This window comes from Methylobacterium brachythecii (assembly GCF_014196345.1).
In the GTDB taxonomy this organism is placed as follows: domain Bacteria; phylum Pseudomonadota; class Alphaproteobacteria; order Rhizobiales; family Beijerinckiaceae; genus Methylobacterium; species Methylobacterium brachythecii.
The window spans coordinates 199,387-225,344 of the sequence record NZ_JACIDN010000005.1 but is presented as its reverse complement, the minus strand read 5'-3'; the positions used below and the strand labels follow the sequence as shown (position 1 = coordinate 225,344).

26 protein-coding genes are annotated in these 25,958 nt (G+C 66.8%); 7 read left to right on the top strand and 19 right to left on the bottom strand.

Annotated elements, in window-relative coordinates:
* Positions 1-66: 66 nt before the first annotated feature.
* Positions 67-606: a superoxide dismutase family protein gene (locus GGR33_RS14655; RefSeq protein WP_183506450.1), complete on the bottom strand. Its 540-nt coding sequence runs from the start codon at positions 604-606 to the stop codon at positions 67-69.
* Positions 607-713: 107 nt separating this feature from the next.
* Between GGR33_RS14655 and GGR33_RS14650 the strand changes: the two genes are divergently transcribed.
* Together GGR33_RS14650 and GGR33_RS14645 are read left to right on the top strand one after the other, a co-directional pair.
* Positions 714-1,460 carry a TlyA family RNA methyltransferase gene (locus GGR33_RS14650; protein ID WP_183506448.1) on the top strand — a complete coding sequence of 249 codons (747 nt, stop codon included), beginning with the start codon at positions 714-716 and terminating at the stop codon, positions 1,458-1,460.
* The gene (locus GGR33_RS14645) at positions 1,457-2,707 is read left to right on the top strand and encodes a class I SAM-dependent RNA methyltransferase (RefSeq protein ID WP_183506447.1); all 1,251 of its coding nucleotides are present in this window, start codon (positions 1,457-1,459) and stop codon (positions 2,705-2,707) included. Before GGR33_RS14650 ends, GGR33_RS14645 begins: the two co-directional genes overlap by 4 nt.
* Positions 2,708-2,711: 4 nt before the next feature.
* Here the strand turns inward: GGR33_RS14645 and GGR33_RS14640 are convergent, their stop codons facing one another.
* Positions 2,712-3,458 carry an SOS response-associated peptidase gene (locus GGR33_RS14640; protein ID WP_183506938.1) on the bottom strand — a complete coding sequence of 249 codons (747 nt, stop codon included), beginning with the start codon at positions 3,456-3,458 and terminating at the stop codon, positions 2,712-2,714.
* 292 nt (positions 3,459-3,750) lie between these two features.
* On the opposite strand from GGR33_RS14640, the gene GGR33_RS14635 reads away from it, so the two are divergent.
* Complete coding sequence (locus GGR33_RS14635) at positions 3,751-5,406, top strand: B12-binding domain-containing radical SAM protein (RefSeq protein ID WP_210302037.1); 1,656 nt, start codon at positions 3,751-3,753, stop codon at positions 5,404-5,406.
* A 201-nt stretch (positions 5,407-5,607) separates the two neighbouring features.
* Here the strand turns inward: GGR33_RS14635 and GGR33_RS14630 are convergent, their stop codons facing one another.
* The 7 genes from GGR33_RS14630 to GGR33_RS14600 all read right to left on the bottom strand — a co-directional run bounded on the left by GGR33_RS14630 (position 5,608) and on the right by GGR33_RS14600 (position 13,564).
* Positions 5,608-5,979 carry a cupredoxin domain-containing protein gene (locus GGR33_RS14630; protein WP_183506443.1) on the bottom strand — a complete coding sequence of 124 codons (372 nt, stop codon included), beginning with the start codon at positions 5,977-5,979 and terminating at the stop codon, positions 5,608-5,610.
* A gap of 488 nt (positions 5,980-6,467) precedes the next feature.
* Positions 6,468-8,153: a methyl-accepting chemotaxis protein gene (locus tag GGR33_RS14625; protein WP_183506441.1), complete on the bottom strand. Its 1,686-nt coding sequence runs from the start codon at positions 8,151-8,153 to the stop codon at positions 6,468-6,470.
* 146 nt (positions 8,154-8,299) lie between these two features.
* The gene (gene corA / locus GGR33_RS14620; protein ID WP_183506439.1) at positions 8,300-9,304 is read right to left on the bottom strand and encodes a magnesium/cobalt transporter CorA; all 1,005 of its coding nucleotides are present in this window, start codon (positions 9,302-9,304) and stop codon (positions 8,300-8,302) included.
* A gap of 9 nt (positions 9,305-9,313) precedes the next feature.
* Positions 9,314-10,171: an SDR family oxidoreductase gene (locus GGR33_RS14615; RefSeq protein WP_183506437.1), complete on the bottom strand. Its 858-nt coding sequence runs from the start codon at positions 10,169-10,171 to the stop codon at positions 9,314-9,316.
* The gene (locus GGR33_RS14610; protein WP_183506936.1) at positions 10,158-11,024 is read right to left on the bottom strand and encodes an SDR family NAD(P)-dependent oxidoreductase; all 867 of its coding nucleotides are present in this window, start codon (positions 11,022-11,024) and stop codon (positions 10,158-10,160) included. The genes GGR33_RS14615 and GGR33_RS14610 overlap by 14 nt, the downstream gene beginning before the upstream one ends.
* Positions 11,024-11,788: an enoyl-CoA hydratase-related protein gene (locus GGR33_RS14605; RefSeq protein WP_183506435.1), complete on the bottom strand. Its 765-nt coding sequence runs from the start codon at positions 11,786-11,788 to the stop codon at positions 11,024-11,026. The genes GGR33_RS14610 and GGR33_RS14605 overlap by 1 nt, the downstream gene beginning before the upstream one ends.
* Positions 11,789-11,800: 12 nt before the next feature.
* Complete coding sequence (locus GGR33_RS14600) at positions 11,801-13,564, bottom strand: acyl-CoA dehydrogenase (protein WP_183506433.1); 1,764 nt, start codon at positions 13,562-13,564, stop codon at positions 11,801-11,803.
* A 129-nt stretch (positions 13,565-13,693) separates the two neighbouring features.
* On the opposite strand from GGR33_RS14600, the gene GGR33_RS14595 reads away from it, so the two are divergent.
* Entirely contained in the window at positions 13,694-14,701 is a 1,008-nt protein-coding gene (locus tag GGR33_RS14595) for an L-threonylcarbamoyladenylate synthase (RefSeq protein ID WP_183506431.1), read from the top strand.
* Positions 14,702-14,831: 130 nt separating this feature from the next.
* Here GGR33_RS14595 and wrbA read toward each other — a convergent pair whose 3' ends face one another.
* Positions 14,832-15,431, bottom strand: a complete 600-nt coding sequence (wrbA, locus tag GGR33_RS14590; RefSeq protein ID WP_183506429.1) for an NAD(P)H:quinone oxidoreductase — start codon at positions 15,429-15,431, stop codon at positions 14,832-14,834.
* Between the two features lie 158 nt (positions 15,432-15,589).
* On the opposite strand from wrbA, the gene GGR33_RS14585 reads away from it, so the two are divergent.
* Positions 15,590-16,498, top strand: a complete 909-nt coding sequence (locus GGR33_RS14585; protein ID WP_183506427.1) for a LysR family transcriptional regulator — start codon at positions 15,590-15,592, stop codon at positions 16,496-16,498.
* Here the strand turns inward: GGR33_RS14585 and greA are convergent.
* The 8 genes from greA to GGR33_RS14545 all read right to left on the bottom strand — a co-directional run bounded on the left by greA (position 16,482) and on the right by GGR33_RS14545 (position 24,277).
* Positions 16,482-16,946 (bottom strand): transcription elongation factor GreA, encoded by a 465-nt coding sequence (gene greA / locus GGR33_RS14580; protein WP_183506425.1) that lies wholly within the window; start codon positions 16,944-16,946, stop codon positions 16,482-16,484. The two genes, GGR33_RS14585 and greA, sit on opposite strands and share 17 nt — an antisense overlap.
* Positions 16,947-16,989: 43 nt before the next feature.
* On the bottom strand, positions 16,990-17,976 hold the full coding sequence (gene acuI, locus GGR33_RS14575; RefSeq protein ID WP_183506423.1) for an acrylyl-CoA reductase (NADPH): 987 nt from the start codon (positions 17,974-17,976) through the stop codon (positions 16,990-16,992).
* A 119-nt stretch (positions 17,977-18,095) separates the two neighbouring features.
* A complete protein-coding gene (locus tag GGR33_RS14570) occupies positions 18,096-18,701 on the bottom strand; it encodes a hypothetical protein (RefSeq protein ID WP_183506422.1) in 606 nt (201 codons plus the stop codon).
* A 226-nt stretch (positions 18,702-18,927) separates the two neighbouring features.
* Positions 18,928-19,887, bottom strand: coding sequence for a cell wall hydrolase (locus GGR33_RS14565; protein WP_284211810.1), 960 nt, complete (start codon positions 19,885-19,887; stop codon positions 18,928-18,930).
* A gap of 121 nt (positions 19,888-20,008) precedes the next feature.
* Entirely contained in the window at positions 20,009-20,266 is a 258-nt protein-coding gene (locus GGR33_RS14560; RefSeq protein WP_183506418.1) for a hypothetical protein, read from the bottom strand.
* A gap of 242 nt (positions 20,267-20,508) precedes the next feature.
* Positions 20,509-23,172, bottom strand: a complete 2,664-nt coding sequence (gene ppdK, locus GGR33_RS14555; protein ID WP_183506416.1) for a pyruvate, phosphate dikinase — start codon at positions 23,170-23,172, stop codon at positions 20,509-20,511.
* Positions 23,173-23,313: 141 nt separating this feature from the next.
* Entirely contained in the window at positions 23,314-23,466 is a 153-nt protein-coding gene (locus GGR33_RS14550) for a DUF3096 domain-containing protein (RefSeq protein WP_183506414.1), read from the bottom strand.
* A 169-nt stretch (positions 23,467-23,635) separates the two neighbouring features.
* Positions 23,636-24,277, bottom strand: coding sequence for a L,D-transpeptidase (locus GGR33_RS14545; RefSeq protein ID WP_183506412.1), 642 nt, complete (start codon positions 24,275-24,277; stop codon positions 23,636-23,638).
* Between the two features lie 190 nt (positions 24,278-24,467).
* Between GGR33_RS14545 and GGR33_RS14540 the strand changes: the two genes are divergently transcribed.
* Positions 24,468-24,905, top strand: a complete 438-nt coding sequence (locus GGR33_RS14540; protein WP_183506410.1) for a VOC family protein — start codon at positions 24,468-24,470, stop codon at positions 24,903-24,905.
* 10 nt (positions 24,906-24,915) lie between these two features.
* Here GGR33_RS14540 and GGR33_RS14535 read toward each other — a convergent pair whose 3' ends face one another.
* Positions 24,916-25,368 carry a Crp/Fnr family transcriptional regulator gene (locus GGR33_RS14535; RefSeq protein ID WP_183506408.1) on the bottom strand — a complete coding sequence of 151 codons (453 nt, stop codon included), beginning with the start codon at positions 25,366-25,368 and terminating at the stop codon, positions 24,916-24,918.
* Positions 25,369-25,718: 350 nt separating this feature from the next.
* Here GGR33_RS14535 and GGR33_RS14530 point away from each other — a divergent pair, with 350 nt between their 5' ends.
* Complete coding sequence (locus tag GGR33_RS14530) at positions 25,719-25,904, top strand: con-10 family general stress protein (protein WP_183506406.1); 186 nt, start codon at positions 25,719-25,721, stop codon at positions 25,902-25,904.
* Positions 25,905-25,958: the final 54 nt, after the last annotated feature.

Below are 25,958 nucleotides of genomic sequence, written 5' to 3'. Positions count from 1 at the left end.
CCGACCCGCCATTCCGGGTTCTCGCTGACGCGAGCCCCGGAATGACGGTGGAAGGTTTGGCAGGCTCTACTTGATCACCGAGCAGGCCACCCGCGCGCCGGCGCCGCCGATCGGCTGCTGGGTGTGATCGTCCTCGTTGGCGTGGATGATCAGGGCCGAGCCGTCGCCGTCCTTGAGGCTTTCCTCGCCGGTCAGCGCCATCTCGCTGGTCATCTCGCCATTGGCCGAGCCGTCGGCATTGGCGAAGAGGTTCGGCAGGTCGCCCTCGTCGGGGCCATCGCCGTTCAGGAGGCCGTGCGAGCGCTTGTCGTGATTGACGTGCGCCTTCGACTTTTCGAACTTTTCCGGGTCCGAACAATCGCCGACCGCGTGGAAATGCAGCCCGTGCCAGCCGGGCGTCAGGCCGCCGGCTTTGATCGTCACGCGCAGAACCAGGGCATTTGCGCCATCGCGAATCTGGATCTGGCCGATCGGCTCGCCCTTGTTGTTCGTGATCGGGCTCTCGTAGGTCTGGACGGCGGTGGCGGGGGCCTCGTCCTTTTTATCCTGTGCGAGCGCGGGCATCGCGAGCCCCACGAGCACGAGGGCGGCCGGTATGCATCTCATCGGGTGACTCTCCTCCATCCGACGGGCTAGTTAGGGGGCTCGGCGTCCCGCAGACAGGGGCGGCCTATCACACCTTCATCAACTCTGGACCGAACGACGTGCCCGCGATGACGGCCGAACGACTGCGCGCCGACCGATTGCTTGTGGACCGCGGCGTGTTCGAGAGCCGCGCCCGCGCCGTCGCCGCGATCCGCGCTGGGCTGGTCAGCGCCGACGGGCGGCCGGTGGCGCGGCCTGCCGATCTCGTACCGGCCGATGCCCGGATCGAGGCGAGCGCGCCGCATCCCTACGTCTCCCGCGGCGGCCTCAAGCTCGCGGCGGCGCTCGATGCCTTCGGCATCGATCCGGGCGGCAAGGTCTGTCTCGATATCGGCGCCTCGACCGGCGGCTTCACGGATGTCCTGCTGCGCCGCGGCGCGCGCCATGTCACCGCGCTCGATGTCGGCCGCGACCAATTCCATGCTTCGTTGCGCGGCGACGCTCGGGTGACGAGTCTCGAAGGCACCGACATCCGCGATCTCGCCGCCGATGCCCTCGCCGAGCCGCCCGAACTCGTCACGATTGACGTGAGCTTTATCGCCCTGCGCCTCGTCTTGGCCGCCGCCGTCGCGCTGATGGCCGAAGAGGCCGCGTTGGTGGCTCTGATAAAACCGCAATTCGAGGCCGGTCGCGAGCGGGTCGGTCGTGGCGGCATCGTGCGCGACGAGGCGGTCCACGCGGCCGTCTGCGACGAGGTCCGGGCAGCGCTCGAAGGGCTCGGGCTGGCCGTCCTCGGCCTCGAGCGGTCGCCTGTCGAGGGCGGCGACGGCAACCGCGAATTCCTGATCGGCGCGCGCAAGGGCAGCATCCGTTGAGCGAGAGCGTCATCATCACCCGGCTCGGCGCGCGTGGCGACGGCCTCACCGCCGACGGCCTCGCCGTAGCCGGCGCCCTGCCGGGCGAGCGCATTGCCATCGAGCGCGAGGGCGGCCGTGGCCGGCTTGTCGCGATCGAAACGCCCTCCCCCGGCCGGATCGATCCGTTCTGCCCGTATTACGAGGCCTGCGGCGGCTGCGCCGTGCAGCATCTCGCGCCGGAGCCGTATGCGGCTTGGAAGCGCGGTATCGTCGAGCAGGCTCTGGCCCAGGCGCATATCGAGACGCCGTTGCTGCCGCTCGTCGAGGCGCATGGCGCCGGTCGCCGCCGCATCACGCTGCACATCCGCCGCATCGAAGACACGGCACGGGCCGGCCTGATGGCTGCGCGCAGCCACGACCTCGTCCCGATCGACCATTGCCCGATCACGGTGCCCGCCCTGCACCGTGCCCCGCAGGTGGCCGAGGCGCTGGCGGAGTATCTCGGCCGCGGCTCGAAGCCCCTCGACGTGCAGGCGACGGCGACGGAATCCGGTCTCGACGTCGATGTGCGCGGGCATGGCCCGGTCAGCGACAAGGCGCGCGCCGCGCTCACTCGGCTCGCCGGGGATCTCGACCTCGCGCGTCTCGCCCTGCATGGCGACATCGTCGTCGAGCGCCGGTCACCGACCCTGGCTTCCGGCGAGGCGCGCCTGATGCCGTCGCCCGGTGGCTTCCTGCAGGCGACGCAGGCCGGCGAGGCAGACCTGACCGCCCTCGTGCTCGGCGCGATGGACAAGCGCGTGAAGCGCGTCGCCGACCTTTTCGCGGGATGCGGCCCGTTCTCCCTCGCTCTCGCCCGCAACGCCGACGTTCTGGCTGTCGAGGGCGACGAGGCCGCCCTGCGCAGCCTCGATCGGGCTGCCCGCGCCACGGCGGGCCTGCGCACACTCACCACGGAGCGCCGTGACCTCTTCCGCCGCCCGCTCCTGCCGCTCGAGCTCGACCGCTTCGATGCCGTGGTGTTCGATCCGCCCCGCGCCGGCGCCCAGGCTCAGGCGCGCTGGATCGCGGAATCGAAGGTGCCGCTGGTCGTCGGCATCTCCTGCGATGCCGGCACCTTCGCCCGCGACGCCGCCACGCTGATCGCGGGCGGCTACCGGCTGGAGCAGGTCACGCCGGTCGATCAGTTCCGCTATTCCGGCCATGTCGAGTTGGTCGGCGTGTTTCGACGCGAGGCGGCGCCGAAGCGCAGACGGCTGCGCTGAGCGCCTAGAACAGGCTGCCCTGCTCGCCGCCCGTCTCCTTGCGAGGCTTGGCAGGCTGCGGCGTGACGGCCCGTTTGCCGACGGGCTCGACGAGCCCGGCATCGTCGTTCCGGGCGTTGTTCACGCGGTCGCCGACCTCGGTCATGGTCAGCCATTCGTCCGGGCAGGGTCGGCAGAGATCGATCACGTCGCGCGGCTCGTTGCCCACCGTGTCGAGCCAGTCCACGACGGAGTCGGGCGACAGGATGGCCGGCATCCGCTCGTGGATCGCGGACAACGTCCCGTTGGCGCCGCAGGTGACGATGGTGGCGGTGTCCACCTCCGATCCGTCGGGGTTCGACCAGGTCTCCCAGAGGCCAGCCAACGCCATCGGTGCGCCGTCTGCACGGCGGACGAGATAGGGCGTCTTCACCGCCGTCTTCCCCCTGCCCTCGCGCCGCCATTCGTAGAAGCCGTCGGTGAGGAAGATGCAGCGGCGATGCCGCAGCGCTCCGCGAAAGGCCGGCTTCTCGGCCAGTGTCTCGACGCGGGCGTTGAAGATCAGCGGGAAGTCGGCGGGGTCCTTCAGCCAGGTCGGCCAAAAACCCCAGCGCACCAACAGGAAATGCCGCGTGCCGTGGTCGCTCGTGACGATGGGGACAGGCTGGGTCGGCGCCACGTTGTAGCGCGCAGGAAAATTCGGCGTTTCGACATAGCCATAGGCCCGTCGAAACAGCTCTGGCGTCAGGGCGATGACGTAGCGGCCGCACATCCCCTCGATATGGACGTGTCGCCAACTCCAGCCAAGGGCAGCACCCACACCGGAACAGTGCGATCCAGCCTGCCCGGCCAAGGCAGCCTCGCCGAGCTGAACTGTTCGCCACCGCAAGAAACGATACCAAGACTGTAATCTGAGTTTTTCACCCCGCCATCGCCTCATTTCTTGACGAGAAAGCAGTATTCGATTCGGTGAATTCTGATTCGATCGTCGTCCCCTTGGCGGGACATCAGGGGATAGATGGCCGAGGCCGTCGCGCGCGACTGGCTTCGGTGCTGACGGAGTGTTGCCGGTGACCGAAGCTGCTACCCGCGTTCTGCTCGTCTCGCCGAAACTGAATCCCAACTCGTTCTGGGGGTTCGAAGCGGCGTCAGCTCTTCGGGGCGCCAAATGCCTGGCGCCGCCTCTCGGCCTGATCACCTTGGCCGCGATGCTGCCGTCGCATTGGGATCTTCGTCTGATCGACCGCAATACCGACGTCGAACTGACCGACGCCGACGTTGCCGGCGTCAACCTCGTGATGACCGGCGGCATGCTCCCCCAGGAGCCGGATCTCATGGCGATCGTCGCCCGCTGCAACCGGCTCGGCGTGCCGGTCTGCTTGGGCGGCCCCTCCCCGACCTCCTCGCCCGAACAATACGAGGACGCCGATTTCATCGTGATCGGCGAGGCCGAGGAGGTGATCGGTGATTTCGTGGCGGCCTTCGAGCGCGGCGAGCGTAGCGGCCGCTTCACCGCGGTGAAGTTCAAGACCGACGTAACGAAGACGCCGATCCCGCGCTTCGATCTGCTGACCTTCAAGAACTATCTGATGATCAACGTGCAGTTCTCGCGTGGCTGCCCGTTCACCTGTGAGTTCTGCGACATCATCGAGCTCTACGGGCGCGCCCCGCGCACCAAGGCCACGGTGCAGATGCTGGCCGAGCTCGATCGCCTCTACGCGCTCGGCTATCGCGGCCATGTCGACTTCGTCGACGACAACCTGATCGGCAACAAGAAGGCGGTCAAAGCCTTCCTGCCGCACCTGATCGAGTGGCAGCAGCGGCACGGATACCCGTTCCGCTTCTCGACCGAGGCCTCCCTGAATCTGGCCGACGACGCGCAATTGCTGCGCCTGATGCGCCGGGCCTACTTCTTCGCGCTCTTCACCGGCATCGAAAGCCCGGATGAGGACACCCTCAACCACATGACGAAGAAGCAGAACACGCGCCGCTCTATCGCGGAGAGCGTTCACAAGATCTACGAGGCCGGGATCTACGTGGCCGCGGGCTTCATCGTCGGCTTCGACACGGAGGAGAAGAGCGTCGCCCGCGCCATGGCGGCCTGTATCGACGACACCAGCATTCCGACCGCGACGATCGGCCTGCTCACCGCGCTTCCCAACACGCAGCTGCAGCGCCGGCTGAGGCGCGAGGGCCGGCTGTTCGACCTCTTCCGCAAGTCGATGACCGAATCCGGCGACATGTGCACCGCCGGCCTCAACTTCACGACCCTACGCCCCCGCCGCGAGATCCTGAAGGACTACCGGGTCGTCGTCGCCGAGGCCTATAGCCCGGAGGCGTATTTCGGACGGGTACGGAAGCTCGGGCGGATGCTCGACATCCATCATCCCAAACTTCGCAAGATCTGGTGGCGCAACCTGCCCCGTGACGCAGCCGGCTTCCTAAGCCTGATCTGGGTGATGACCGTGCGGCATCCGCAGCTGGCCGGGCCGTTCTGGCGGACCTTCTACGACGTCCTTCGCCACAACCCGCAGGCCTATGACAGCGTCCTACGCAACGCTGGGCATTACGCCCATCTGTATCCGTTCTCGCGCTACCTCGTGCGCACCATCGACGCGCGCATCGCGGGGATCGATGCGGGCCGCTGGGAGGATCCGCCGTTGCTCCCGGTGAGCAACGACGAATCCTGTGGCGTCAAACCCCTGGCGGCGGTCGCCTGAGCGCCGCGTTCAGGCGGCGCGCACGTTGTCCGGGAAGCGCCGGACTTCGGCGCCCTGCTCTTCCACGGCGGTGCGACTAGGCGGCACCGACGGCTCGCGACATCTTTCGCCACGCCCCAGATCGGGTTCGGCCGTTGCTCCACCCGCCCGACGAAGGGCGCGTGGAGAAACCGGGGCAATCAGCCGACGGCTGTATGAGCGTCACTCGACGATCACTTCGCCCTTCATGGCGATCGAGTGCGGCGTGCAGATATACTTGTAGCTTCCGGCCTCGTTGAACTTCAGAGCATACGACTCGTCTTTGTTCAGCATCGGGCCTTGAGCCTTGTCCCAGCCCTTGGCGGGGCCGCCGCGAAGCTGGACATTGTGCGCGACCTCGTCGTCGTTCTTCCAGCGAACGATCGCACCGCGCTTCACCTTCACGTTGGCCGGGCCATAGGCCATGTCCTTGATCGCGATCTCGGTGATCTGACCGCTCGCGGATGCAGGCGTGGCCACCACTTCGACGGCGTCGGCATGGGCCATAGCGAGCGGCATCGCGGTCAGACACGCGGCTAAGACGAACAGGCGCATTGAGCTCCACCATCCTCAAGTTGTTGCATTGTCGAGATTTCAACGCGCTGACGTGGTCGAACGCGCCCGGGTTTATGGCGCCAAGGCCTTCTTGCGCTGACCGGATCGGACCATCTGCTCAGCCGAAGCGACCGCCTGCCAGCCCGCGAAGACGACTACCGACAGAGCAGGCAAGATGAGCAGCGCATCCATCGCAATGAAAATATCGGTCCAAGACATATCGGGTCGCGAAAGCCGGCTCTGTTCGGGGTGCCGTGCTCGCCATCTACCGAAGATAGCCTCGGATGCAAATACTTTATTTGAAACTTATAATTATTACAGTGCTTAGTCAGATTTAATCTAACGATCAGCGGATTATTTCTGACAGGAAATCGTCACGAATTCTCGGCTGCGATCGATCGCAGCAAATCTGTCGCACAAACGAAAATGCCTGCCGACGAGCGGCAGGCATGTGTCGCGACGGCATGCCGTCGCCGGAATACGGCTCGTCAGGCGGCGCGCACGTTGTCCAGGAAGCGCCGGACCTCGGCGCCGAGATGCTCGGATTGGCGCGACAATTCGGAGGCCGCCGAGAGAACCTGACCGGCCGATGCGCCGGTCTCCTCGGCAGCGCCTGCGACGCCGGTGATGTTGGTGGTGACCTCGGCCGTGCCCATCGCCGCCTGTGAGACGTTGCGCACGATCTCCTGAGTCGCGGCGCCCTGCTCTTCCACGGAGGCGGCGATCGAGGTGGCGACGTTGCTGATCTCGCGGATGCGGCCGGCGATGCCGTCAATCGCCTGGACGCTCTTGTCGGTGGCGCCGCGGATTTTTTCGATCTGCCCGGCGATCTCGTCGGTGGCCTTGGCGGTCTGCGAAGCCAGCTCCTTCACTTCCGCGGCGACGACTGCGAAGCCGCGGCCGGCCTCTCCGGCGCGCGCCGCTTCGATGGTGGCGTTGAGCGCCAGCAGATTGGTCTGGCCGGCAATGTCCGAGATCAGCTTGACGACATCGCCGATCCGCGAGGCGGCGGTGCTGAGTTCCTGCACGAGTTGGGCTGTCTGCGCGGCCTCGTTCACGGCGGCCTGGGCGAGATCGGCCGAGCCGTCGACCTGACGGCTGATCTCCAGGACCGACGAGCCGAGCTCTTCCGCGGCGGCAGCCACCGTGTTGACGTTGGTCGCGGCCTCCTCGGCGGCGGCGGCAGCCGAGGTCGACTGGTTCGCGGTCTGGGTGGCGTTGGCGGTCATGCTCTGGGCGGTCGCCTGCAGCTCTGTCGCGGCCGAGGTGACGGTGCCGACGATGCCGCCGACCGCCTTCTCGAACCCGTCCGCCATGTCGCGCATCGCGGCCTTGCGCTGGGCCTCGGCGCCGGCGCGGGCCAGCGCCGTCTCCTCTTCCAGGGCCTTGGTGCGGATCAGGTTATCCTTGAAGACCTGGACGGCGGCAGCCATCTCGCCGATCTCGTTCTGGCGGCCCATGCCGGGGACCTCGGTCTCCAGCCGACCCTCGGCTAGCCGACCCATCGCCCCCGTCATTCCGGCGAGCGGCCGCGAGATGCCGAACAGGGCAAACAGCATGGTGCCGATGGCCGCTATGATGGCGATGGCCATCGCGATGTAGGCGGAGAGCTTGGCGGAGCTGGTGGCGTCGACGACCGAGACGATGGTGTTGACGGCGCCATCGCGGTTCAACTCGACGGTCTTCTGCAGCGCCTGGGTGGCCTTGTTGTTCAGGGCTGCCATCTCGGCGCTCTTCACCATCGCGAAGGCTTCGGTCTTCTTGTCCTCGACCATGAGGGCGACGGCCCGGCGCTGCATCTCCTCATAGCTAGCCCAAATCGATTGGAACTCGCCGTAGATGGCCTTCTCCTCCGGAGAACTGATCAGGGGCTCGTATTCGGTGCGAAGGTCCGCGAGTTTCTTGAGGCTTGCCTCGAGGCTCTTGCGGTTATCCGCCAGCAGCGCCGCGTCGTCGGACGCGGTGGCGAGGCGGTAGAGCTTCACCCGCGCGTCGCGCGTCGCCGTATTCATGGCACCGAGCTTGTTCACGGAGGGCAGCCAGTTGGTGCTGACGTCGGTGGCGCTGCGCTCGATCGACGAGAGCCGCACGATGCTCACGATGCCCTGCCCCGTCGCCGCGAGCGCAAGGCAGGTGATCGAGCCGGCGAGGATGGCTTTGAGGGTGAGGCGCATGAGAGATTCCGGGGCCGCACCCGCTATGGGCGGCGTATCACGGAATTTTGATGATTAATGTTAAAATTTCATTGCTGCTCAATACAATATACCACGCGTTGCAACGCGCCTGTCCAGATCTCGGAAGTGCTTCTTGCAGTTGCGCGTTACAACCATTTTTTCCAGCGAAAGAAAACGTAAGGTAGTACGGCTGCCACAACCATCATGCAGACTGCGAGGGGGTAGCCGTAGGGCCATTCCAGTTCCGGCATAGATTTGAAGTTCATACCGTAGATCGAGGCGATCAATGTCGGCGGCATGAAGACAACCGCCATGACCGAGAACAACTTGATGATGTTGTTCTGTTCCAGGTTGACCAACCCAAGGGTTGCGTCGAGCAGGAACTGAATTTTGGTGGACAGAAACGTCGCGTGTTCTTCCAGTGACTGCAGATCTCGCAGGGTTGAGCGGACATCCTCGCGCAGCTCGCGCGGCGCCTTGGCGGTGCGATAAGTCGCCGAGAGCGAGAGCAGGATGCGCTCCATCGAGACGAGGCTCTCGCGCTGCTTTGATATCAGGTCGCCGTGACGGCCCAACGCGCGCAGGGTGTCCTGCAGCGCGGTATTTCGGGCGCTTGGATCGCTCTTCTCCTCGAAGATCTTTCGCGAGAGCCGGTCGATCCGCTCGCCTTGAAGCTGCAGCACGTCCGCTGCCCGGTCGATCACCGCCTCAATAAGGCCGGCGAGGATCGTCTCGCCGGTGGAGTGCTGTGAAGGGCCGTTGCCGGTCGAGCGCCCGGCCCGCTGCGTATACATCCGGAAGGCCTGCGGCTCTTCGTAGCGGACCGTGACCAGTCGGTTGCCGCGCAGGATGAAGGTGATGCCGGCCAGGCCCGGCTCCTCGGAATCCTCGACCTTCGAGAGCACCCGGCCCGTCATGTAGCGGGCGCCCTCCTCCACGTAGAGCAGCTCGGAGGGCTCGATGTCCTTCATCTCCTCCCGCGTCGGCACCGAGATGCCCATGAAGGATTCGACCTTGAGGTCCTCCTCCCGCGTCGGGCGGACCATGTCGAGCCAGACGGTGTCCTCCGGAATCACGTCCTGAAGTTCGAGCGGACGCCGCTCCAGGATCATCTGGGCGGTGCCGGGGACCGGCTGATGGATGAAGATCAAGGGAAAAACTCAGGCCAACGCGTCGGGGGGAGCGACACTCGCATCCGGCACGAAGAAGTCCGGCGCAAGGGGGACGCCGGGTGTGACGCGGTATTTTGAAAACTCCGTGACACCTTCGCCCGCCAGGAAGGTGTCGTCGATCAGGAACTGGCCGGTAAAGTCTCGCGATGGCTTCAGGAAGATCGCATGCGCCGCATCCGCCAGGATCTCCGGCGTGCGGCTCGCCTCGATCAGCGCCTCGCCGCCGAGGATGTTGCGCACCGCCGCCGTGGCGATGGTGGTGCGCGGCCACAAGGCGTTGACCGCGATCCCGCTCTTGCGCAGCTCGCCTGCGAGTCCGAGCACGCAGAGCGACATGCCGAACTTGGCCATCGTGTAGGCGAGGTGCGGCGCGAACCACTTCTCCGCCATGTCGAGGGGCGGCGACAGCATCAGGATGTGCGGGTTGTCTGATTTCTGCAGATACGGGATCGCGTATTTGCTCACCATGTAGGTGCCGCGCGCATTGATCTGATGCATCAGGTCGTAGCGCTTCATCTCGGTCTGCGGCGTGCGGGTCAGCGAGATCGCGCTGGCATTGTTCACGACGATGTCGATGCCGCCGAAGGCTTCCGCGGTCCGGTCGAGGGCGGTCTTCACCGCATCCTCGTCGCGCACGTCCACCAGCAGCGGGAGCGCCCGGCCGCCGGCGGTCTCGATCGCCTCGGCGGCTGTGTGGATCGTGCCTTCGAGCTTCGGATGGGGCTGATCGGTCTTGGCCGCGATGGCGACGTTGGCGCCGTCGCGGGCCGCCCGCAGGCCGATGGCGAGGCCGATCCCGCGCGACGCGCCGGTGATGAAGAGCGTCTTGCCGCTAAGGTTGGCCATCGTTGTGTTCCTCTGGTCCGATCCGGAAACGCTCGGGTTGGGTGCCGTCGGCATCGGTGAAGCCGTAGGCGCGGGCGAGGTCGGCCACGTGCAGAACCTGCCCGCTGCGGCTCGACACGCCCGCGTCGCCTGCCAGCGCCGCGACGGCCCGCCCCGCATAGAGCGGAGTTTCGGTCGCCCGTTCGGGCTGGCCGAGATCGCGCACGCGCTCGGTGCGCACGAAGCCCGGCGACAGGCCGAGACAGGCGATGCCGTGGGGTGCGAGATCGGCGGCGCAGGCGACGGCGAGGCGGTTCGTCGTTGCCTTGGCAAGGTCGTAGAAGATGTCGCCGAGATAGCCGTCCTTGGTGCCGAACGAGACCAGGACGATGAGGCCGCTCCTGGCGGAGATCATCGCCGGCGCGACCGCCCGCGCCAGCAGAAGGCCGGGATAGGGCCCGCTCATCAGATGGCCGGAAAACGGCTCGGCGGAGCGCCGCCAGAACGGCGTACCCCAGGCGACGCCGTCGGCGTAGCGCTCGCCGTCGAAGCCTTCATTGCCGCTCCAGACGCTCGAGACCGCGACGTCGATGCGGCCGAAGCGGCGCACGCACCAATGCACCAGCTCGTCGACCGAGCGCTCGCTGCGGTGGTCGCAGATGTAATGGTGTCCCTCGCCGCCGGCCGCATCGACCTCGCGCGAGGTGTCCTCGATGGTCTCAGGCCGCGTCTCGGTGCGCGGGCCGGTCTCGCTCGACCGCGCCGTGACGATCACCGTCGCGCCTGCCTCGCCGAGCCCCCGCGCGATGCCGCGCCCGACGCCGCGCGAGGCCCCGGCGACGAGGCAGACCTTGCCGCGTAGGTCGGGCTTGATCACGCGGTGGGCTTCGGCGCGCGGTCGAAAAAGCTCTTGAAGGCAGCCTGCGCCTCGGGCGAGCGCAGCCGCGCCTCGAAAGCCTCGGCCTCCGCCTCCAGGGCCGCTTCGACCTCGGCCAGATTGCCGCGGATCAGCCTGCGGGAGGCCTCGATCGCCCCGCGCGGCAGCGCGGCCAGCCGCGCGGCCTGGGCCACGGCGTGCTCGACCAGCATGTCGGAGGGCATGAGCGCGTTGGCCAATCCGAGGTTCACGGCCGTCGCGCCGTCGAACGGCTCCGAGAGCAGCAGGAATTCTGTCGCCTTGAGCAGGCCGACCCGACGCGGCAGGAGGTAGCTCGACGCCGCCTCCGGCACGAGGCCGAGTTCGACAAAGGGCATCCGAAAACGCGCCTTGTCGGACACGTAGACGAGGTCGCAATGCAGGGTCAGCGTCGTGCCGATGCCCACGGCGATGCCGTCCACCGCCGCCACCATCGGCGTTTTCGTCCGGGCGAGCTGACGGATGAAGCGCAAGGCCGGCGCCTCCGTGAAGGCTTCGCGGGCACCTTCGACGAAATCGGCGAGGTCGTTGCCGGCCGAGAACATGCCGGGCAGGCCGGCGAACACCACGGCGCCGATCTCGGCCGATGCGTCCGCCCCCGCGAGCGCGTCCAACATGGCGTCGTACATGACGCCGGTGAGCGCGTTCTTCTTCTGCGGGCGGTCGATCCCGATGACGCGAACGCCGCCGGCGCTGTCCTGGATCGTGACGTCGTCGCTCATGGTCGCGGTCTCTCAGCTCGCCAGCGCGGCGGCGGCATCGTCCAGGAAGGACCCGCCGCCGATGACCGTCTGCTCCAACCCGGCCGCCGCCGGCAGCAGGTTCTCCGCGAAGAACCGCGCCAGCGCGATGCGGCCGGCATGGGAGGGATCGGTGTCGCCGGACTTGAGCGCGGCATTCGCGGCGAGGCCCGCCTGTGCCAGGCAGGCGGCCCCCTGGACGAGGCCGAACAGGCGCAGATACGGCGTGGCGCCCGCGAGCGCGGCCTCCGGCCGATTGGAAGCGAGGATCTTCAACAGGTAGATGGTCGCACGGTCGAGGCTGCCGATGCCTTCGCGCAGCCGGGACACCGACGCGCCGAAAGCGTCCGAGCCATCCTTCAGCAACCCCTCCGCGACCAGCCGCATCGTGGCGATCTGGGCGTGGACGGTGGCGCCGCCGTTCAGCGGCAGCTTGCGGGTGACGAGATCGATCGCCTGGATGCCGTTGGTGCCCTCGTAGATGCCGAGGATGCGGGCATCGCGCATCAACTGGGCCGCGCCGGTCTCCTCGATGAAGCCCATGCCCCCATGGACCTGCACGCCGAGCGAGGTGACCTCGTTGGCGATGTCCGTGGAGAAGGCTTTCGCGACGGGCGTGAGCAGCGAGGCGCGGTCGTTGGCGGCCTTGCCCTCCGGGCCTTCGGCGGCATCGAGCCCTTGGGCGGTGAGATAGCAGATGGCGCGCGCAGCGGCGGTCGAGGCCTTCATGGTCAGGAGCATGCGCTGGATGTCGGGATGGCCGACGATGGCGCTGGTTGGCGCAGAGTCGCCGGGCGCCCTGCCCTGCCGCCGATCGCGGGCATAGCCGAGCGCCTGCTGATAGGCGGCTTCGGCGACGCCGACGCCCTGCAGACCGACATTGAGCCGGGCCGAGTTCATCATCGTGAACATGCAGGCGAGGCCGCGATTCTCCTCGCCGATCAGCCAGCCAATGGCGCCGCCATGGTCGCCAAAGGCCATGGAACAGGTTGGCGAGGCGTGGATACCGAGCTTGTGCTCCAGGCCCGAGCAGCGAAGGTCGTTCTGTGTCCCGTCGGGCAGCACCTTCGGCACCAGGAAGAGCGAGATGCCGCGCGTACCGGCCGGCGCGTCCTTGAGGCGCGCAAGGACGAGGTGGCAGATGTTGTCGGCGAGATCGTGCTCGCCATAGGTGATGAAGATCTTGGCGCCGGTAATCCGATAGCGGCCTTCACCATCGGGCTCGGCGCGCGTTCGCAGCAGGGCGAGGTCCGAGCCGGCCTGGGGCTCGGTCAGGTTCATGGTCGCGGTCCACTCGCCCGAGACGAGCTTCTCCAGGTAGCGCTCCTTCAGCGCATCGGAGCCGTGCTGGGCCAGGGCCTCGATGCCGCCGGCGGTCAGGAGCGGGCAGAGGCTGAAGCTGAGATTGGCGCCGTTCCACATCTCGGTGCAGGCTGCCGCCATCAGGTGCGGCAGGCCCTGCCCGCCATGCTCGGCCGAGGCGCCGAGGCCGTTCCAGCCACCTTCGACGAAGGCACGGTAGGCCTCGCGCCAGCCCGGTGCCGTCGTTACCACGCCGTCCTGCAGGCGGGCACCCTCACGGTCGCCCGTGCGGTTCAGGGGAGCGATCACGCCGCTGGCGAACTTACCGGCCTCTTCGAGGATCGCGGAGACGTCCTCTGGTGCCATCTCGTGGCCGCCCTGGGCCAGCACGCCGTCGAGCCCGGCGACGTGGCGCAGGGTGAACACCATGTCCTCGACCGGCGCGCGATAGCTCATCGAGTTCCTCCGGCGCCGGTTGGTTCGGCGCTGATTTGACGTCCGCGACCGCGGACGGCTACGGCCACCTCTTACGACCGAAGTTGCGGGGCGGCCACAGTCGGGCTGCATCGCGCAGATAGTTTACATATGAACGATCACGGATCAATCGGCTTGTCGGGGGGCACGCGGGCGACGTCGCGCCTTGCTGCGGATGCCTACGGCATCGCCGAGGCGGCGCGGCTGCTCGGCGCCGGCCAAGTCGTCGCGATCCCGACCGAGACCGTCTACGGACTCGGCGCCGATGCCTCCGATCCGAACGCCGTCGCTGCGATCTACGCGGCCAAGGAGCGGCCCCGCTTCAATCCGCTGATCTCGCATCTGCCCGACGAGGCCTCGGCCCGGCGTGAGGGCGTTTTTGACGAGTCCGCCTCGGCCCTGGCGAAGGCCTTCTGGCCTGGACCGCTGACGCTGGTGCTGCCAGCGGCTCTCGACGGCACCGTCTGCGACCTCGCCCGTGCCGGGCTGCCGAGCGTGGCTTTGCGGGTTCCGGGCGATCCAATCGCGCGTGCTGTGTTGGCGCGCGTCGGCCGGCCGATCGCAGCACCTTCCGCTAACCGCTCCGGGCGCGTCAGCCCGACCTCGGCCGAGCACGTGCTCGGGGATCTCGATGGCCGCATCGCCGCGGTGCTCGATGGCGGCCACTGCCCCGTGGGGATCGAGTCGACGGTGGTGGCCTGCCTCGGCGGGCGCCCTCGCCTTTTGCGGCCGGGCGGCGTCACGCGCGACGAACTGCGGCGGGTCCTCGGCGTCGATCCCGTCGCTACCGCGTCCGATGAGGAGCGTCCGATCGGGCCGGGTCTACTCGCCTCGCACTACGCGCCACGTGCCGCGGTGCGGCTGGATGCGGAGCGGATCTCGGCTGCTGAAGCGGTGCTGCTCTTCGGAACATTCCGGCCTGTCGGCCTCGCCGCTGCCGCGGCCGTCGAGAACCTGAGTCCTGCTGGCGATCTCGCCGAGGCGGCTGCGCGGCTCTTCGAAATGCTGCGTCGTCTCGATGCGTCGGGAGCCGCTACGATCACCGTGTCGCCGATCCCGTCTACGGGTCTCGGCGAGGCGATCAACGACCGGCTGAGCCGGGCCGCTGCGCCTCGCTGATTTTTTTTCAAACTTCTGCGGAACCGTTCCCCGGGAAGGCTGTTGTCCAATCACGAAGGCCAGTTCAGCCCCCAATGGCCTTTTTCCTTCCCAAGGCTCGCAGCAATGCGAGCCTTTTTTCTTGGGTCGATCAGGCCGAAAGCTTGGCCGCAATGCCTGCGACGTGCTTGCCCTGGAAGCGAGCACCGTCGAGTTCGACTGGGCTCGGCTGACGGCTGCCGTCGCCGCCGGCGATCGTGGTCGCGCCGTAAGGTGTGCCGCCCTTCACTTCCTCGACACCCATCTGGCCCTGGAAAGCGTAGGGCAATCCGACGATGACCATGCCGTGATGTAGGAGCACGGTGTGGAAGCTCGTGATGGTGGTCTCCTGGCCGCCATGCTGCGAGCCGGTCGAGGCGAAGACCGAGCCGACCTTGCCGACGAGCTTGCCCTGCATCCACAGGCCACCGGTCTGGTCGAGGAACTGCTTCATCTGCGCGGCCATGTTGCCGTAGCGGGTCGGCGTGCCGAAAATGATCGCGTCGTAATCGGCCAGCTCGTTCGGCGTAGCGATCGGTGCGGCCTGATCGAGCTTGTAGTGGGACTGCCGCGCGACCTCGTCGGGAACGAGTTCGGGCACGCGCTTCACGGTGACCTCGGCGCCGGTCTCGCGGGCCCCTTCTGCAGCCGCATTCGCCAAGGCCTCCACGTGACCCCAGGACGAGTAATAGAGCACCAGAACCTTTGCCATCGCGCCATCTCCTGTCTGTCTCGAACCGGTTCGAGCCGCCCGCAACGCGCGACGCGCCTCCACGGGAGCCTAGATCGCCTCCCTCACCGATTGCGAAAATGCCCTGATCTGCAAGAAGTAGTTTGCAAAAATGCCGATCAAACCCCGATACCCGGCTCATGACCCTCGCCTGGGATGACTTTCGCCTCGTCAAGGCCATCGCGGATCGCGGCGGCCTGACCCATGCTGCGGCTCATCTCGGCATCAACCATTCTACGGCGTTCCGCCGACTGGCTGCCTTGGAAGCCGCCGTGGATGCGCAGCTCTTCGAGCGCTCGCGTTCGGGCTACGTGCCGACACCGGCCGGGCTTGCCATGGTCGAGGCGGCGGAGCGGATGGAGACCGATGTCGCGCGTTTCGGCCGAGAGGTGCTCGGCCGCACGCTGACGCCCTCGGGCGAGCTGCGCATCACCGCTCCGGTCGGCTTCGTCAGCGACCTGCTGATGCCATTCCTCGCGCGGTTCCGAGAGGCCCATCCGGATGTGCGCCTCGACGTCGTGATGTCCGAGGAGGCGCTGAACCTGTCGAGGCGCGATGCGGACGTCGCGATCCGTGCGACCAGCAATCCGCCGGCGAACCTCGTCGGGCGCCGCCTGTCCGGCATCGCCTGGGCGGTCTACGGCCGGAACGACCGACTTCAGGACAATGCCTATCGCACGCGTTGGGTAACCCCGGGTGGGCAGGTCGCCGACGGGCGCTTCACCCGCCTCATGCGTGCCCGGACCGACGTTCGAGAGATCGCCCTGCAGCTCAATGCCGTGACGGGCCTGCGCGAGGCGGTCCTCGCCGGAATCGGGATCGGCTTGCTGCCCTGTTACATCGGCGATCGCTGCCCAGAGTTGCGCCGGCTCGAGGATCCCGAGCCGGGCATCGCATCAGAGCTGTGGCTGCTCACCCATCCAGACCTGCGTCACGCCGTACGCGTGCGCGCCTTCATGGATTTCATGGCGGAAGCGATCCTGCCGATGCGCCGCGCCTTCGAAGGCCGCCTCGACGCGCAGGCAGAGACGGCTAAGCCGACACCTTGAGGATCTCGACCTCCTGGCCGTTCACCTCGACGGTGTCGCCGACAGACTTTCCGGTGATTGCGCGAGCAAGGGGCGCGACGTAGGAGATCGAGCCCTTGGCCGGGTCGGCCTCGTCTTCGCCGACGATGTGGAAGACCTGCTTCGTATCGTCCTCGCGAACGACGGTCACGGTCGAACCGAAATGGACGGTGTCGCCCTCGACCTTCTCGACGAGCTGGGCCGAATTCTTTCGCGACGACCAGTACCGCAGGTCCCGCGAGACACGCGCGGTCTCGGCCTTGTCATCGTGATCGAGGCTCGCGCTCTCGGCCTCCAGCCGCGCGACCTCGGCCTCGATCAGGGCAAGGCCCTGCTTGGTCACGAAGTTAGCGTGCGGGGAGATCGGGCGATCGGGGAGATCCTCGAACGCCTCGCCACCCTCTTTCTCGCGAACGAATGCTACACTCATGAAACGTGCAATGCGCAGGCAGGCCTCACAGTTCCGCTTCCGCTCAGCCGATCTCCACCACGGTGCGTCCGCGCGTTTGCCCGGCCAGGATGGTCTCTCCCAGACCGCCGACATCCTTTAAGCTGATCGTCCTGGTCATCGCAGCGAGCGCGTCGAGATCAAGCTCTTCGGCGAGCCGCGCCCAGGCCTCGCGCCGTGGCTTCTGGGGCGTCGTCACGCTGTTGATGCCGATGAGCGACACGCCGCGCAGGATGAACGGAGCCACCGACGAGGGCAGGTCCATGCCGCCAGCATTCCCGCAGGCGGCGATGGCGCCGCCGGCCTTCGCCATCGCCAGCAGGTTGGCGAGCGTCTTCGAGCCGACCGCATCGATGCCGGCTGCCCAGCGCTCCTTGGCGAGCGGCTTCGGATCGCCGCTCAGCTCCGCCCGGTCGAGGATCTCCGCCGCGCCGAGGCCGTTCAGGTAATCCGCTTCGCCGTCGCGACCGGTGGCGGCGATGACGTGCCAACCGCCGCGCTTCAACAGCGACACGGCAACCGAGCCGACACCGCCCGAGGCGCCCGTCACCACAGCAGGACCGGATTGCGGGGTCAGTCCGTGCTTCTCCAGGGCGATCACCGAGAGCATGGCCGTATAGCCCGCGGTGCCGATCGCCATGGCCTGGGCCGGCGAGAGGCCGTCGGGCAGCGGCACCAGCCAGTCCCCCTTGACGCGAGCGCGCTCGGCGAAGCCGCCGAGATGGGTCTCGCCGACGCCCCAGCCGGTGAGAACCACGGTGTCGCCGGGCTTCCAGGCCGGATCGTCCGACGTTTCGACGACGCCGCAGAAATCGATGCCGGGGATCATCGGGAAGCGGCGCACTACCGGCATCCTGCCGGTCATGGCGAGTCCGTCTTTGTAGTTCAGGCCCGAATGGGTGACGCGCACGGTGACGTCGCCGTCCATCAGCCCGGCCTCGTCGAAATCCTCGAAGGCGAGGCTCTGTCCGCCCTCGCCCTTCTCGACCACCCAGGCCTTGAACGCCGTCATCCTCGTCTCCCGTCAGCACTCCGTGCGGAGGGAGGTACGGCATGACGGGCCTGAATCAAGACGGCCCCGGAGGCAGGAAACCTCCGAGGCCGTCTTCAAGTCATGATCACGTTTGCGGCTCAGTAGCCGTCGTAGACGCTGCCCGACGAGAAGCCGAGGCCGACGCCGACATCCGCCGAGGAGGCGCCAGTGATGCCGACGGCATCGGGGATCGAGCCGATGCGGAGGCCAGCCGGGGCGAAGCCGCCACCATAGCCGCCGTATCCACCACCCGCCGGCACCCATTGCTGGCTCGCCGGCTGCACGAGGACGCGGCGCGAGTAGCTCGCATAGACGGGCGGGATCGTCTCCGGGATCACCTCGGCCTGGCGCACTAGGACGCGACGGCTCTGCACGGCGAAGCGCGGCGGCGTGGTGATCCAGCAGCCGACGAGCTGGCCATAGGCATCGTAGCTCGTCTGCCAGTGGCGACCGCCCGGCGAGACCATGACGCGCTCGGACACCGTGTCGTAGACCGGCGGCGTGGTGCGGTAGACGGTGCGGGCCGGGCGCACGAGGCGCTGCTCGGAAACGGTGTCGAAAACCGGCGGGGTGGTGACCCGGCGGTAGCATTCGGCGCCGTAGCAGCCGCCTGCGGCGGCGGGGGCAGCGAAGAGGGCGGCGCCGGCCAGGGCTGCGGCGAGTGTCGTGGCAAGTGTGGTGGTACGGCTGACCGACGCGGTCATGACGGCATCCTCGATCTGATACGCTGCGCGAACGGAATGCGGCTGACGCTCAGCACGCGGTCCTCGACGCGCAGGAAACGGTCAAGTTGCAGTCACGGCAAGTTCTATCGCGGAAGACGGTAAAATTAACCTATGCCCACGACTACGCAGGCAGTGAAGTCTTGCGTATTTACTACGCAAGACTTCGGCATTTTACCCATTCGGCAAAATTAATGGATTATCCGGCTCAGGTCTGTCCGCGCTTGAGCTGGTAGAAGATGTGCCGGCCGATCACGTCCATCTTCTTGAGCCGGCGCGACCAGCCGGGACGGACGTAGTCGGCATGGTAGTGCGTCGCACCGCCGACCTCGCTGAGATAGGTCTTGCCTTCGATCACGGCGCCGGCGATGCGGGTCGCGGTCTGCCAAGAGCCGGCATCGGTGATGCGCAGCGACTTGCCTTCGCAGGCAAAGGAGAACTGGCAGCCCATGTAGCGGTGACGGTTCTGATAGACGACGCCGCAGACGTTCGACGGATACAGCCCACTCTTCACCCGGTTCAGGATGACCTGTGCGACCGCGGCCTGCCCCTCCTCCGGTTCGCTGCGGGCCTCGAAATACACGGCCTCGGCGAGGCAGCGCTGCTCACGGTCCATCGCCTCGGGCTGGATCAGGTCGGCGTAGCGGTGCTGCGAGGCTTCCGCCTCGGCCGGGGTCTGCGCGGGAGCGGCCTCCTGGTCGAGGCGCGGAGAGAACCCGGGCAAGGCGAGGCTGGAGGCGGCGACCTCGATCGGCACCGCATCGGCCGGCGCTGGCGTTACCGAGGACAGGGCGACGGCCTTCGGGACCGCTGGGGTGGCACCGTCGGAATCCTCGAGCGATCCCGCGTCGTCGTCGCGGCTACCAAGCATCCCGGCCAGCGGGTTACTCAGGCCGAGGTCGGGAACGGGGATGAAACCGTCCGGCGCTCGGTCGAGGTCCTTGATCCCGCGCCCGGCGTTCGGAGCGCCCGGCGTGATGCCCTGCGTCAAGCGGGCATCGCGCTCGAACAGGTTGGCGGGGCGCAGGCCGATCATGTGATCCGTGCCGGCCGAGGCCGTAAAGGAGATCAACAGACCGACGCCCGCCGCCCACGGCACCATGGCGGCCGCCAGCCAGCCCAGTCCCGATTGGCGTCTACGCCCGCCTCGAAGCCGCCTCGTCGCCACGCCGCATGACCCGCGTCAGGATTTTGAGCCCGGCAGGCATGGTCTCAGGCGACCGCGCGAAGATTCGGGCAGAAGCCGAACGATCGCTCGTTATGGTTGAGGCGTGGTTAAGGATCGGGCCTCAGAGCCCGGCGGGCCGTCCGTGGAAACTGGCGAAGTGGGCAGCCACCATAGGCAGATAGCCGTCACCCTTCTGCGCACCGATGATCATGCGCCCGGCCGCCCGCTCGTTCTGAGCCCAGACCAGCATGCCGATCGCGAAGAGCGTGATCGCCGTCGCGAGACACGCCACCACCCAGATGAAGGCACTCTGCATGGCCTTGCCGCCGTCGGGCGCGCGACCGTCGATGAGGGCGGAAGTCGATGTCGAATCTGACATGGCAGGAGTCCCGCGAGCCCCGGTCGGACAGCCGACAAGTGCGCCCGCGCACATGGCTCCGTTAGCAGTTAACGTGCCCGGGAAACAGGGGTTCAGCCGTGCCGCACAAAAAATATTGCAAAGCTTCCACGGCCAAAGCGGCAACGGGCTTAAGGCAGACTTAACTGCCTCCGCCCGCTGCGCAAATTCCCACCATGGCCTGCCTTAAGGCTAAGCCTGATGAGCAGAAAACAGGCAGCTGCTCAGTCGCCTTTGGCGCCATCCCCGAGAGCCGCTTGTGCTGCCGCGAGGCGGGCGATCGGCACGCGGAACGGCGAGCAGGACACGTAGTCGAGGCAGACCTCCTGGCAGAAGGCGATCGAGGCGGGATCGCCGCCATGCTCGCCGCAGATGCCGAGCTTGATACCCGGACGAGTCTTGCGGCCGCGCTCCGCCGAAATCTGCACCAGTTCGCCAACGCCGTCGCGGTCGATCGTCACGAAGGGGTCGGACGGGATGATGCCGGCCTTCGTGTAGGAGCCGAGGAAGGTGCCGGCATCGTCGCGCGAGATGCCAAGCGCGGTCTGGGTGAGGTCGTTGGTGCCGTAAGAAAAGAATTCCGCAGATTCCGCGATCTCGCCCGAGCGCAAAGCGGCGCGCGGCAGCTCGATCATGGTGCCGACCTGATACTCGACGGTATCGCCGAGCTTCTTCGCCTCGCCGTCGATGCGCGCCTTGACGAGATCGAACTCGGCCTTGGTGAACACGAGCGGGACCATGATCTCGGGCGTGACCGGCTTGCCGGTCTGCTTTGCCGCCTTGGCCGCGGCGGTGAGGATGGCGCGGGCCTGCATCTCGGCGATCTCAGGGTATGCGATCGCCAGACGGCAGCCGCGGAAGCCAAGCATCGGGTTGGTCTCGTCGAGCTCCTTCAGGCGGGCACGAACGCGTTCCTCGGGCACGCCGACCGTTTGCGCGAATTCCGTCACGTCCTTGTCGGTATGCGGCAGGAACTCGTGCAGCGGCGGGTCGAGCAGGCGGATGGTGACGGGCAGGCCCGACATGATCGTGAACAGCTCGACGAAATCGTCGGTCTGGTAGGGCTCGATCTTGGCGAGCGCAGCCTTCCGGCCCTCGGCATCGTCGGAAAGAATCATCTCGCGGACCGCGACGATGCGGTCGCCCTCGAAGAACATGTGCTCGGTGCGGCAGAGGCCGATGCCCTCGGCGCCGAAGTTGCGGGCCGCGCGGGCGTCGCTCGGCGTGTCGGCATTGGTGCGCACCTTCATGGTGCGAACGGCATCCGCCCACTCCATCAGGGCAGCGAACTCGCCCGACAGTTCGGGCTCGACCATCTTGACCTCACCCTGGATCACCTGGCCGGTCGAGCCGTCGATGGTGAGCTTATCGCCGGCCTTGAGCGTGACGCCGCCGACGGTCAGGGTCTGGGCCTTGTAGTCGATCCGGATCGAGCCCACGCCGGAGACGCAGGGCTTGCCCATGCCGCGGGCCACCACGGCCGCGTGGCTGGTCATGCCACCGCGCGTCGTGAGGATGCCCTCGGCGGCATGCATGCCATGGATGTCCTCAGGGGAGGTCTCGACGCGCACCAGGATGCACTTGCGCTCGGCCTTGCGGGCGGCCTCGGCATCCTCCGAATTGAACACGATCGCGCCAACGGCGGCGCCTGGCGAGGCCGGCAGGCCGGTGGCGATGACCTTGCGCTCGGCCTTCGGGTCGATGGTCGGGTGCAGGAGCTGGTCGAGGCTGCCCGGCTCGATCCGGCGGATGGCCTCGTCCTTCGAGATCAGGCCCTCGCCCGCGAGTTCGACGGCGATGCGCAGGGCCGCCTTGGCCGTGCGCTTGCCGTTGCGGGTCTGCAGCATCCAGAGTTTCCCATTCTCGATGGTGAACTCCATATCCTGCATGTCGCGGTAGTGCTTCTCGAGGATCCCGTAGATGCGGGTCAGCTCGGCGAAGCTCTCCGGCATCGCCTTCTCCATGGAAGGCTTGTCGGACCCCGCCTCCTGGCGGGCCTTCTCGGTGATGTCCTGCGGGGTGCGGATGCCGGCGACGACGTCCTCTCCCTGGGCGTTGATCAGGAACTCGCCGTAGAGCGCACTCTCGCCGGTGGACGGGTTGCGGGTGAAGGCGACGCCGGTGGCCGAAGTGTCGCCCATATTGCCAAACACCATGGCCTGGACGTTGACGGCCGTGCCCCAGCTCTCGGGAATGTTGTTCAGCTCGCGGTACTTCTTCGCGCGCGGGATCATCCAGGAATCGAACACGGCGCTGATCGCGCCCCAAAGCTGATCCTCGGCTCCCTGCGGGAAGTCCGAGCCGTGCTCCTTCTTCACGATCGTCTTGTAGGTGCCGATCAGGGTCTTCCAGTCGGCGGCGGCGAGCTCGGTGTCGAGGTCGAAGCCCTTCTGCTCCTTGTAGTGCTCCAGCGCCTCTTCGAAGGCGTGGTGCTCCACGTTCAGCACGACGTTCGAGTACATCGTGATGAAGCGGCGATAGGAATCATAGGCGAAACGCTCGTCGTCGGCGTCCTTGGCCAGGGCCTCGACGGTCTCGTCGTTCAGGCCGAGATTGAGCACCGTATCCATCATGCCGGGCATCGAGGCGCGGGCGCCCGAGCGGACCGAGACCAGCAGCGGCTTCGTGGCATCGCCAAACGTGCGGCCAGTGATGGCGCCGACCTTGTCGAGGGCGGCCTTCACGGCGTCCTTCAATTCGGCCGGGTAGGTCTTTCCGTTGTCGTAATAGGCCGTGCAAACCTCGGTGGTGATGGTGAAGCCGGGAGGCACCGGCAGCCCGAGATTGCACATCTCGGCGAGGTTCGCGCCCTTGCCACCGAGCAGATTGCGCATTGCCGACTCGCCTTCGGCCTTGCCGTCACCGAAGGAATAGACCCATTTCGTCATCTGTCTCGTCCGTCAGATCGTACTGCCGCCGGCAAAGGGCATGGCCTCTGATCGGGGGTTGGACCACCTCATGATGCAATGCAAGATGAACGGGCCGCGTCCCAGCCGAGACCGGTGACGGTTTTCCCCCGGTGTCGCCCGTCAGGACAAATGCCGGAACAACCCGAGCCCGATCACACCGACGGCGATCAGGTAGATCGCGACGATAAAGTTCAAGAGCCGCGGCATGACGAGGATCAGGATCCCGGCCAGGATCGCGATGATCGGCTGAATATGGGCGACGGTGATGGTCATCGGGACGCTCCGCGCGACCAAGCTTGGCCGCTTCGGAGAATGACGCGCGGAACGTGACGACGGTTCCTCGTCAAAGCGAATGCAGCGATGCAATCAAGCGCACGTCGACAACAGTCGCCTGGTCGCCCTGGGGTGCTCCGCCTACGGCTCGCGACGACCGATCAGACCCTTACGCGCCCCGGTATTTCCCGCTGCGCTTGATCAGCACCGTCGTTCCCACGGGCACGCGCTGGAAGAGATCGACGATATCCTCGTTCAGCATGCGCACGCAGCCCGACGACATCTGCTCGCCGATGCTCCAGGGCTCATTGGTGCCATGGATGCGGAACAGGATGTCGCGGTTGCCCTGGTAGAGGTAGAGCGCGCGTGCTCCGAGGGGGTTGTCGATGCCGCCCTTCAGGGTACGCGGCAGGTCGGGGTTCAGAGAGACCATCGTGGTGGTCGGGCTCCAATCCGGCCAGACGCCCTTGCGGCCGACACGAGCCTCGCCCTTCCAGGAAAAGCCCTGCTTGCCGACGCCGACCCCGTATTGGAGCGCCGAGCCGTCCTCCTGCACGAGCTGAAGCTGGCGCTTGTCGATGTCGACGACGATGGTGCCCGGCTTCTCGGCGCCGGTGTAGCGCACGGTCTGCCGCCGGAACTTCGGATCGAGCCGCGACGTGTCGACCAGGGGAACGTCGTAGGGCTTATCCGGCATCGTGCCGGTGTACCAAGCCGATGCGTCGTCGAGGCCTGCGCTCTGCATGCGCGACTGGCAGGCAGCCAGCGGCGTGATGGCAACGAGGGCGAAGAGTATCCGGCTGGCGCGCATCGATCGGTTCGGAGCCTTTGCGGTCGGTCTCGGGCCCCTTCGATACTCGGCCTCGATCTCAGAGGTTGTGTCTTTGCGGCCTCACGATCCGCGGAAGAGCCCGCGCAATTGCGGCGGTCGCTGCCCTATTTGGTCCTCGTGAGAGCAGATCAACGACGATATCGACCCGACAAGCGGAAGCAGGACAGGCATGGCCGACCCACAGACTTTCCCGGACGATGCCGGCATCGAACCGATGGCCGGCCTCAGCCCGGCGATCCATCTCGACCATTGCGTGATCCACGTCTCCGACTGGGAGCGGTCGACCGCGTTCTACCGTGACGTGCTCGGCGCCGAGGTCGTCCCATTCCGCAAGGGTGTGCGATTTCTCTTCGGCGGCATTCAACTCAACGTCCACGGTCCGGGCCAGATCGGAGATCCCCTCGCCGCGAAGCCCGTCCAGCCCGGCGGCAGCGATCTCTGCTTCCGCTGGTCCGGCACGATCGAGGAGGCCATGGACCATCTCGCTCGCCACGGCGTGCCGGTGGAACTCGGCCCCGTAGAGCGCAACGGCGCGGCTGGAGCCGGCACCAGCGTGTATTTCCGCGACCCGGACGGCTCGCTGATGGAGTTCATCGCCTACGAGTGATTGCCGCCGCCTAGCGGTCGCCGCCCTGCCGGCTGGCGAGTTGGCGGTTCGTCTGCTCGAGGCGCAGCGCCAGTTCGCGCATCACCGCGATGCCGATCTGCGGAAACTGCGCCAGCAATTCCAGAAAGACGCCGCGGTCGATCCGCAGGGCGGTTACCGCAGTCGTGGCGGTGACGGTCGCCGAGCGAGGCTGGTCGGCCAGGATGCCCATCTCGCCGACGAGCGCGTCGGCTCCGAGCAGGGCGAGTTGTACGGCGCCCTGTGGGCCGTCGAGGGAGACGACAGCCTCACCTTCCAGGATCAGGTAGGCCGCGTCGGACTCGTCGCCCTGCGAGAAGAAGTTTTGCCCGTCCTCGAAGTGAACGCGCTCGCTGGTGAAGGCGAGGAGCTTCAGCCGCGACGGCTCCACTTCGCGAAACAGCGGCACCTGCTTGAGGGACGAAACCTCGGTGTCGAGCGTCATGATCTGTCTGGATGATCCCCCGCCGACGCCAGCGCGTCATGATGCGCCTGGGCTGGTCGATCATGCGGCGCGTAGCGGCTGATACGGTGCCTGTCAAAAATCTCCGAAGCCGCCGAATGCATCCCGTGATGTCCGACTGGTGACGTTATGCACCTCAACTTCGCGTGGCTATGCATTTTTTTGCAGTTCGACGGTTTCCGCCCACGCTTGAGTTCCTATGTCCCAAGCTTGGCGACCCGCCAAAAGTGTAAATGGCACCGAGTTTCCTTTTCCGGGCACGTATACAGCCAAGGAACCATCGAATTGGCTGCCGGTTGTCCGGTTGTTAAAACTTAGCCGAGGAGGCGCTGATGGCATCCGGTAATTCCACCTCGAAGCGAGGCTTCGCATCCATGAACGCCGAGCGGCAGCGCGAGATCGCGAGCAAGGGCGGGCGGTCGGTTCCTGCCGACAAGCGCTCTTTCTCCCAGGACCGCGAACTCGCATCGACCGCTGGCCGCAAAGGTGGTCAATCGACCGGCCGTGCGGGCGAATGATCTCTCCTGATCCGTGAAGCTGGGGCCGGCTGAACGCCCGCTGGTCTCCAGTTC

Coding starts and splice junctions, on each gene's coding strand:
- greA (WP_183506425.1), bottom strand. CDS start 16,946: ATGAGTGTAGCATTCGTTCGCGAGAAAGAGGGTGGCGAGGCGTTCGAG.
- GGR33_RS14650 (WP_183506448.1), top strand. CDS start 714: ATGACGGCCGAACGACTGCGCGCCGACCGATTGCTTGTGGACCGCGGC.
- GGR33_RS14605 (WP_183506435.1), bottom strand. CDS start 11,788: ATGAGCGACGACGTCACGATCCAGGACAGCGCCGGCGGCGTTCGCGTC.
- GGR33_RS14600 (WP_183506433.1), bottom strand. CDS start 13,564: ATGAGCTATCGCGCGCCGGTCGAGGACATGGTGTTCACCCTGCGCCAC.
- GGR33_RS14540 (WP_183506410.1), top strand. CDS start 24,468: ATGGCCGACCCACAGACTTTCCCGGACGATGCCGGCATCGAACCGATG.
- GGR33_RS14585 (WP_183506427.1), top strand. CDS start 15,590: ATGACCCTCGCCTGGGATGACTTTCGCCTCGTCAAGGCCATCGCGGAT.
- GGR33_RS14550 (WP_183506414.1), bottom strand. CDS start 23,466: ATGACCATCACCGTCGCCCATATTCAGCCGATCATCGCGATCCTGGCC.
- GGR33_RS14630 (WP_183506443.1), bottom strand. CDS start 5,979: ATGCGCCTGTTCGTCTTAGCCGCGTGTCTGACCGCGATGCCGCTCGCT.
- GGR33_RS14655 (WP_183506450.1), bottom strand. CDS start 606: ATGAGATGCATACCGGCCGCCCTCGTGCTCGTGGGGCTCGCGATGCCC.
- GGR33_RS14530 (WP_183506406.1), top strand. CDS start 25,719: ATGGCATCCGGTAATTCCACCTCGAAGCGAGGCTTCGCATCCATGAAC.
- GGR33_RS14545 (WP_183506412.1), bottom strand. CDS start 24,277: ATGCGCGCCAGCCGGATACTCTTCGCCCTCGTTGCCATCACGCCGCTG.
- GGR33_RS14640 (WP_183506938.1), bottom strand. CDS start 3,458: ATGTGCGGCCGCTACGTCATCGCCCTGACGCCAGAGCTGTTTCGACGG.
- wrbA (WP_183506429.1), bottom strand. CDS start 15,431: ATGGCAAAGGTTCTGGTGCTCTATTACTCGTCCTGGGGTCACGTGGAG.
- GGR33_RS14615 (WP_183506437.1), bottom strand. CDS start 10,171: ATGGCCAACCTTAGCGGCAAGACGCTCTTCATCACCGGCGCGTCGCGC.
- GGR33_RS14625 (WP_183506441.1), bottom strand. CDS start 8,153: ATGCGCCTCACCCTCAAAGCCATCCTCGCCGGCTCGATCACCTGCCTT.
- GGR33_RS14570 (WP_183506422.1), bottom strand. CDS start 18,701: ATGACCGCGTCGGTCAGCCGTACCACCACACTTGCCACGACACTCGCC.
- ppdK (WP_183506416.1), bottom strand. CDS start 23,172: ATGACGAAATGGGTCTATTCCTTCGGTGACGGCAAGGCCGAAGGCGAG.
- acuI (WP_183506423.1), bottom strand. CDS start 17,976: ATGACGGCGTTCAAGGCCTGGGTGGTCGAGAAGGGCGAGGGCGGACAG.
- GGR33_RS14595 (WP_183506431.1), top strand. CDS start 13,694: ATGAACGATCACGGATCAATCGGCTTGTCGGGGGGCACGCGGGCGACG.
- GGR33_RS14560 (WP_183506418.1), bottom strand. CDS start 20,266: ATGTCAGATTCGACATCGACTTCCGCCCTCATCGACGGTCGCGCGCCC.
- GGR33_RS14535 (WP_183506408.1), bottom strand. CDS start 25,368: ATGACGCTCGACACCGAGGTTTCGTCCCTCAAGCAGGTGCCGCTGTTT.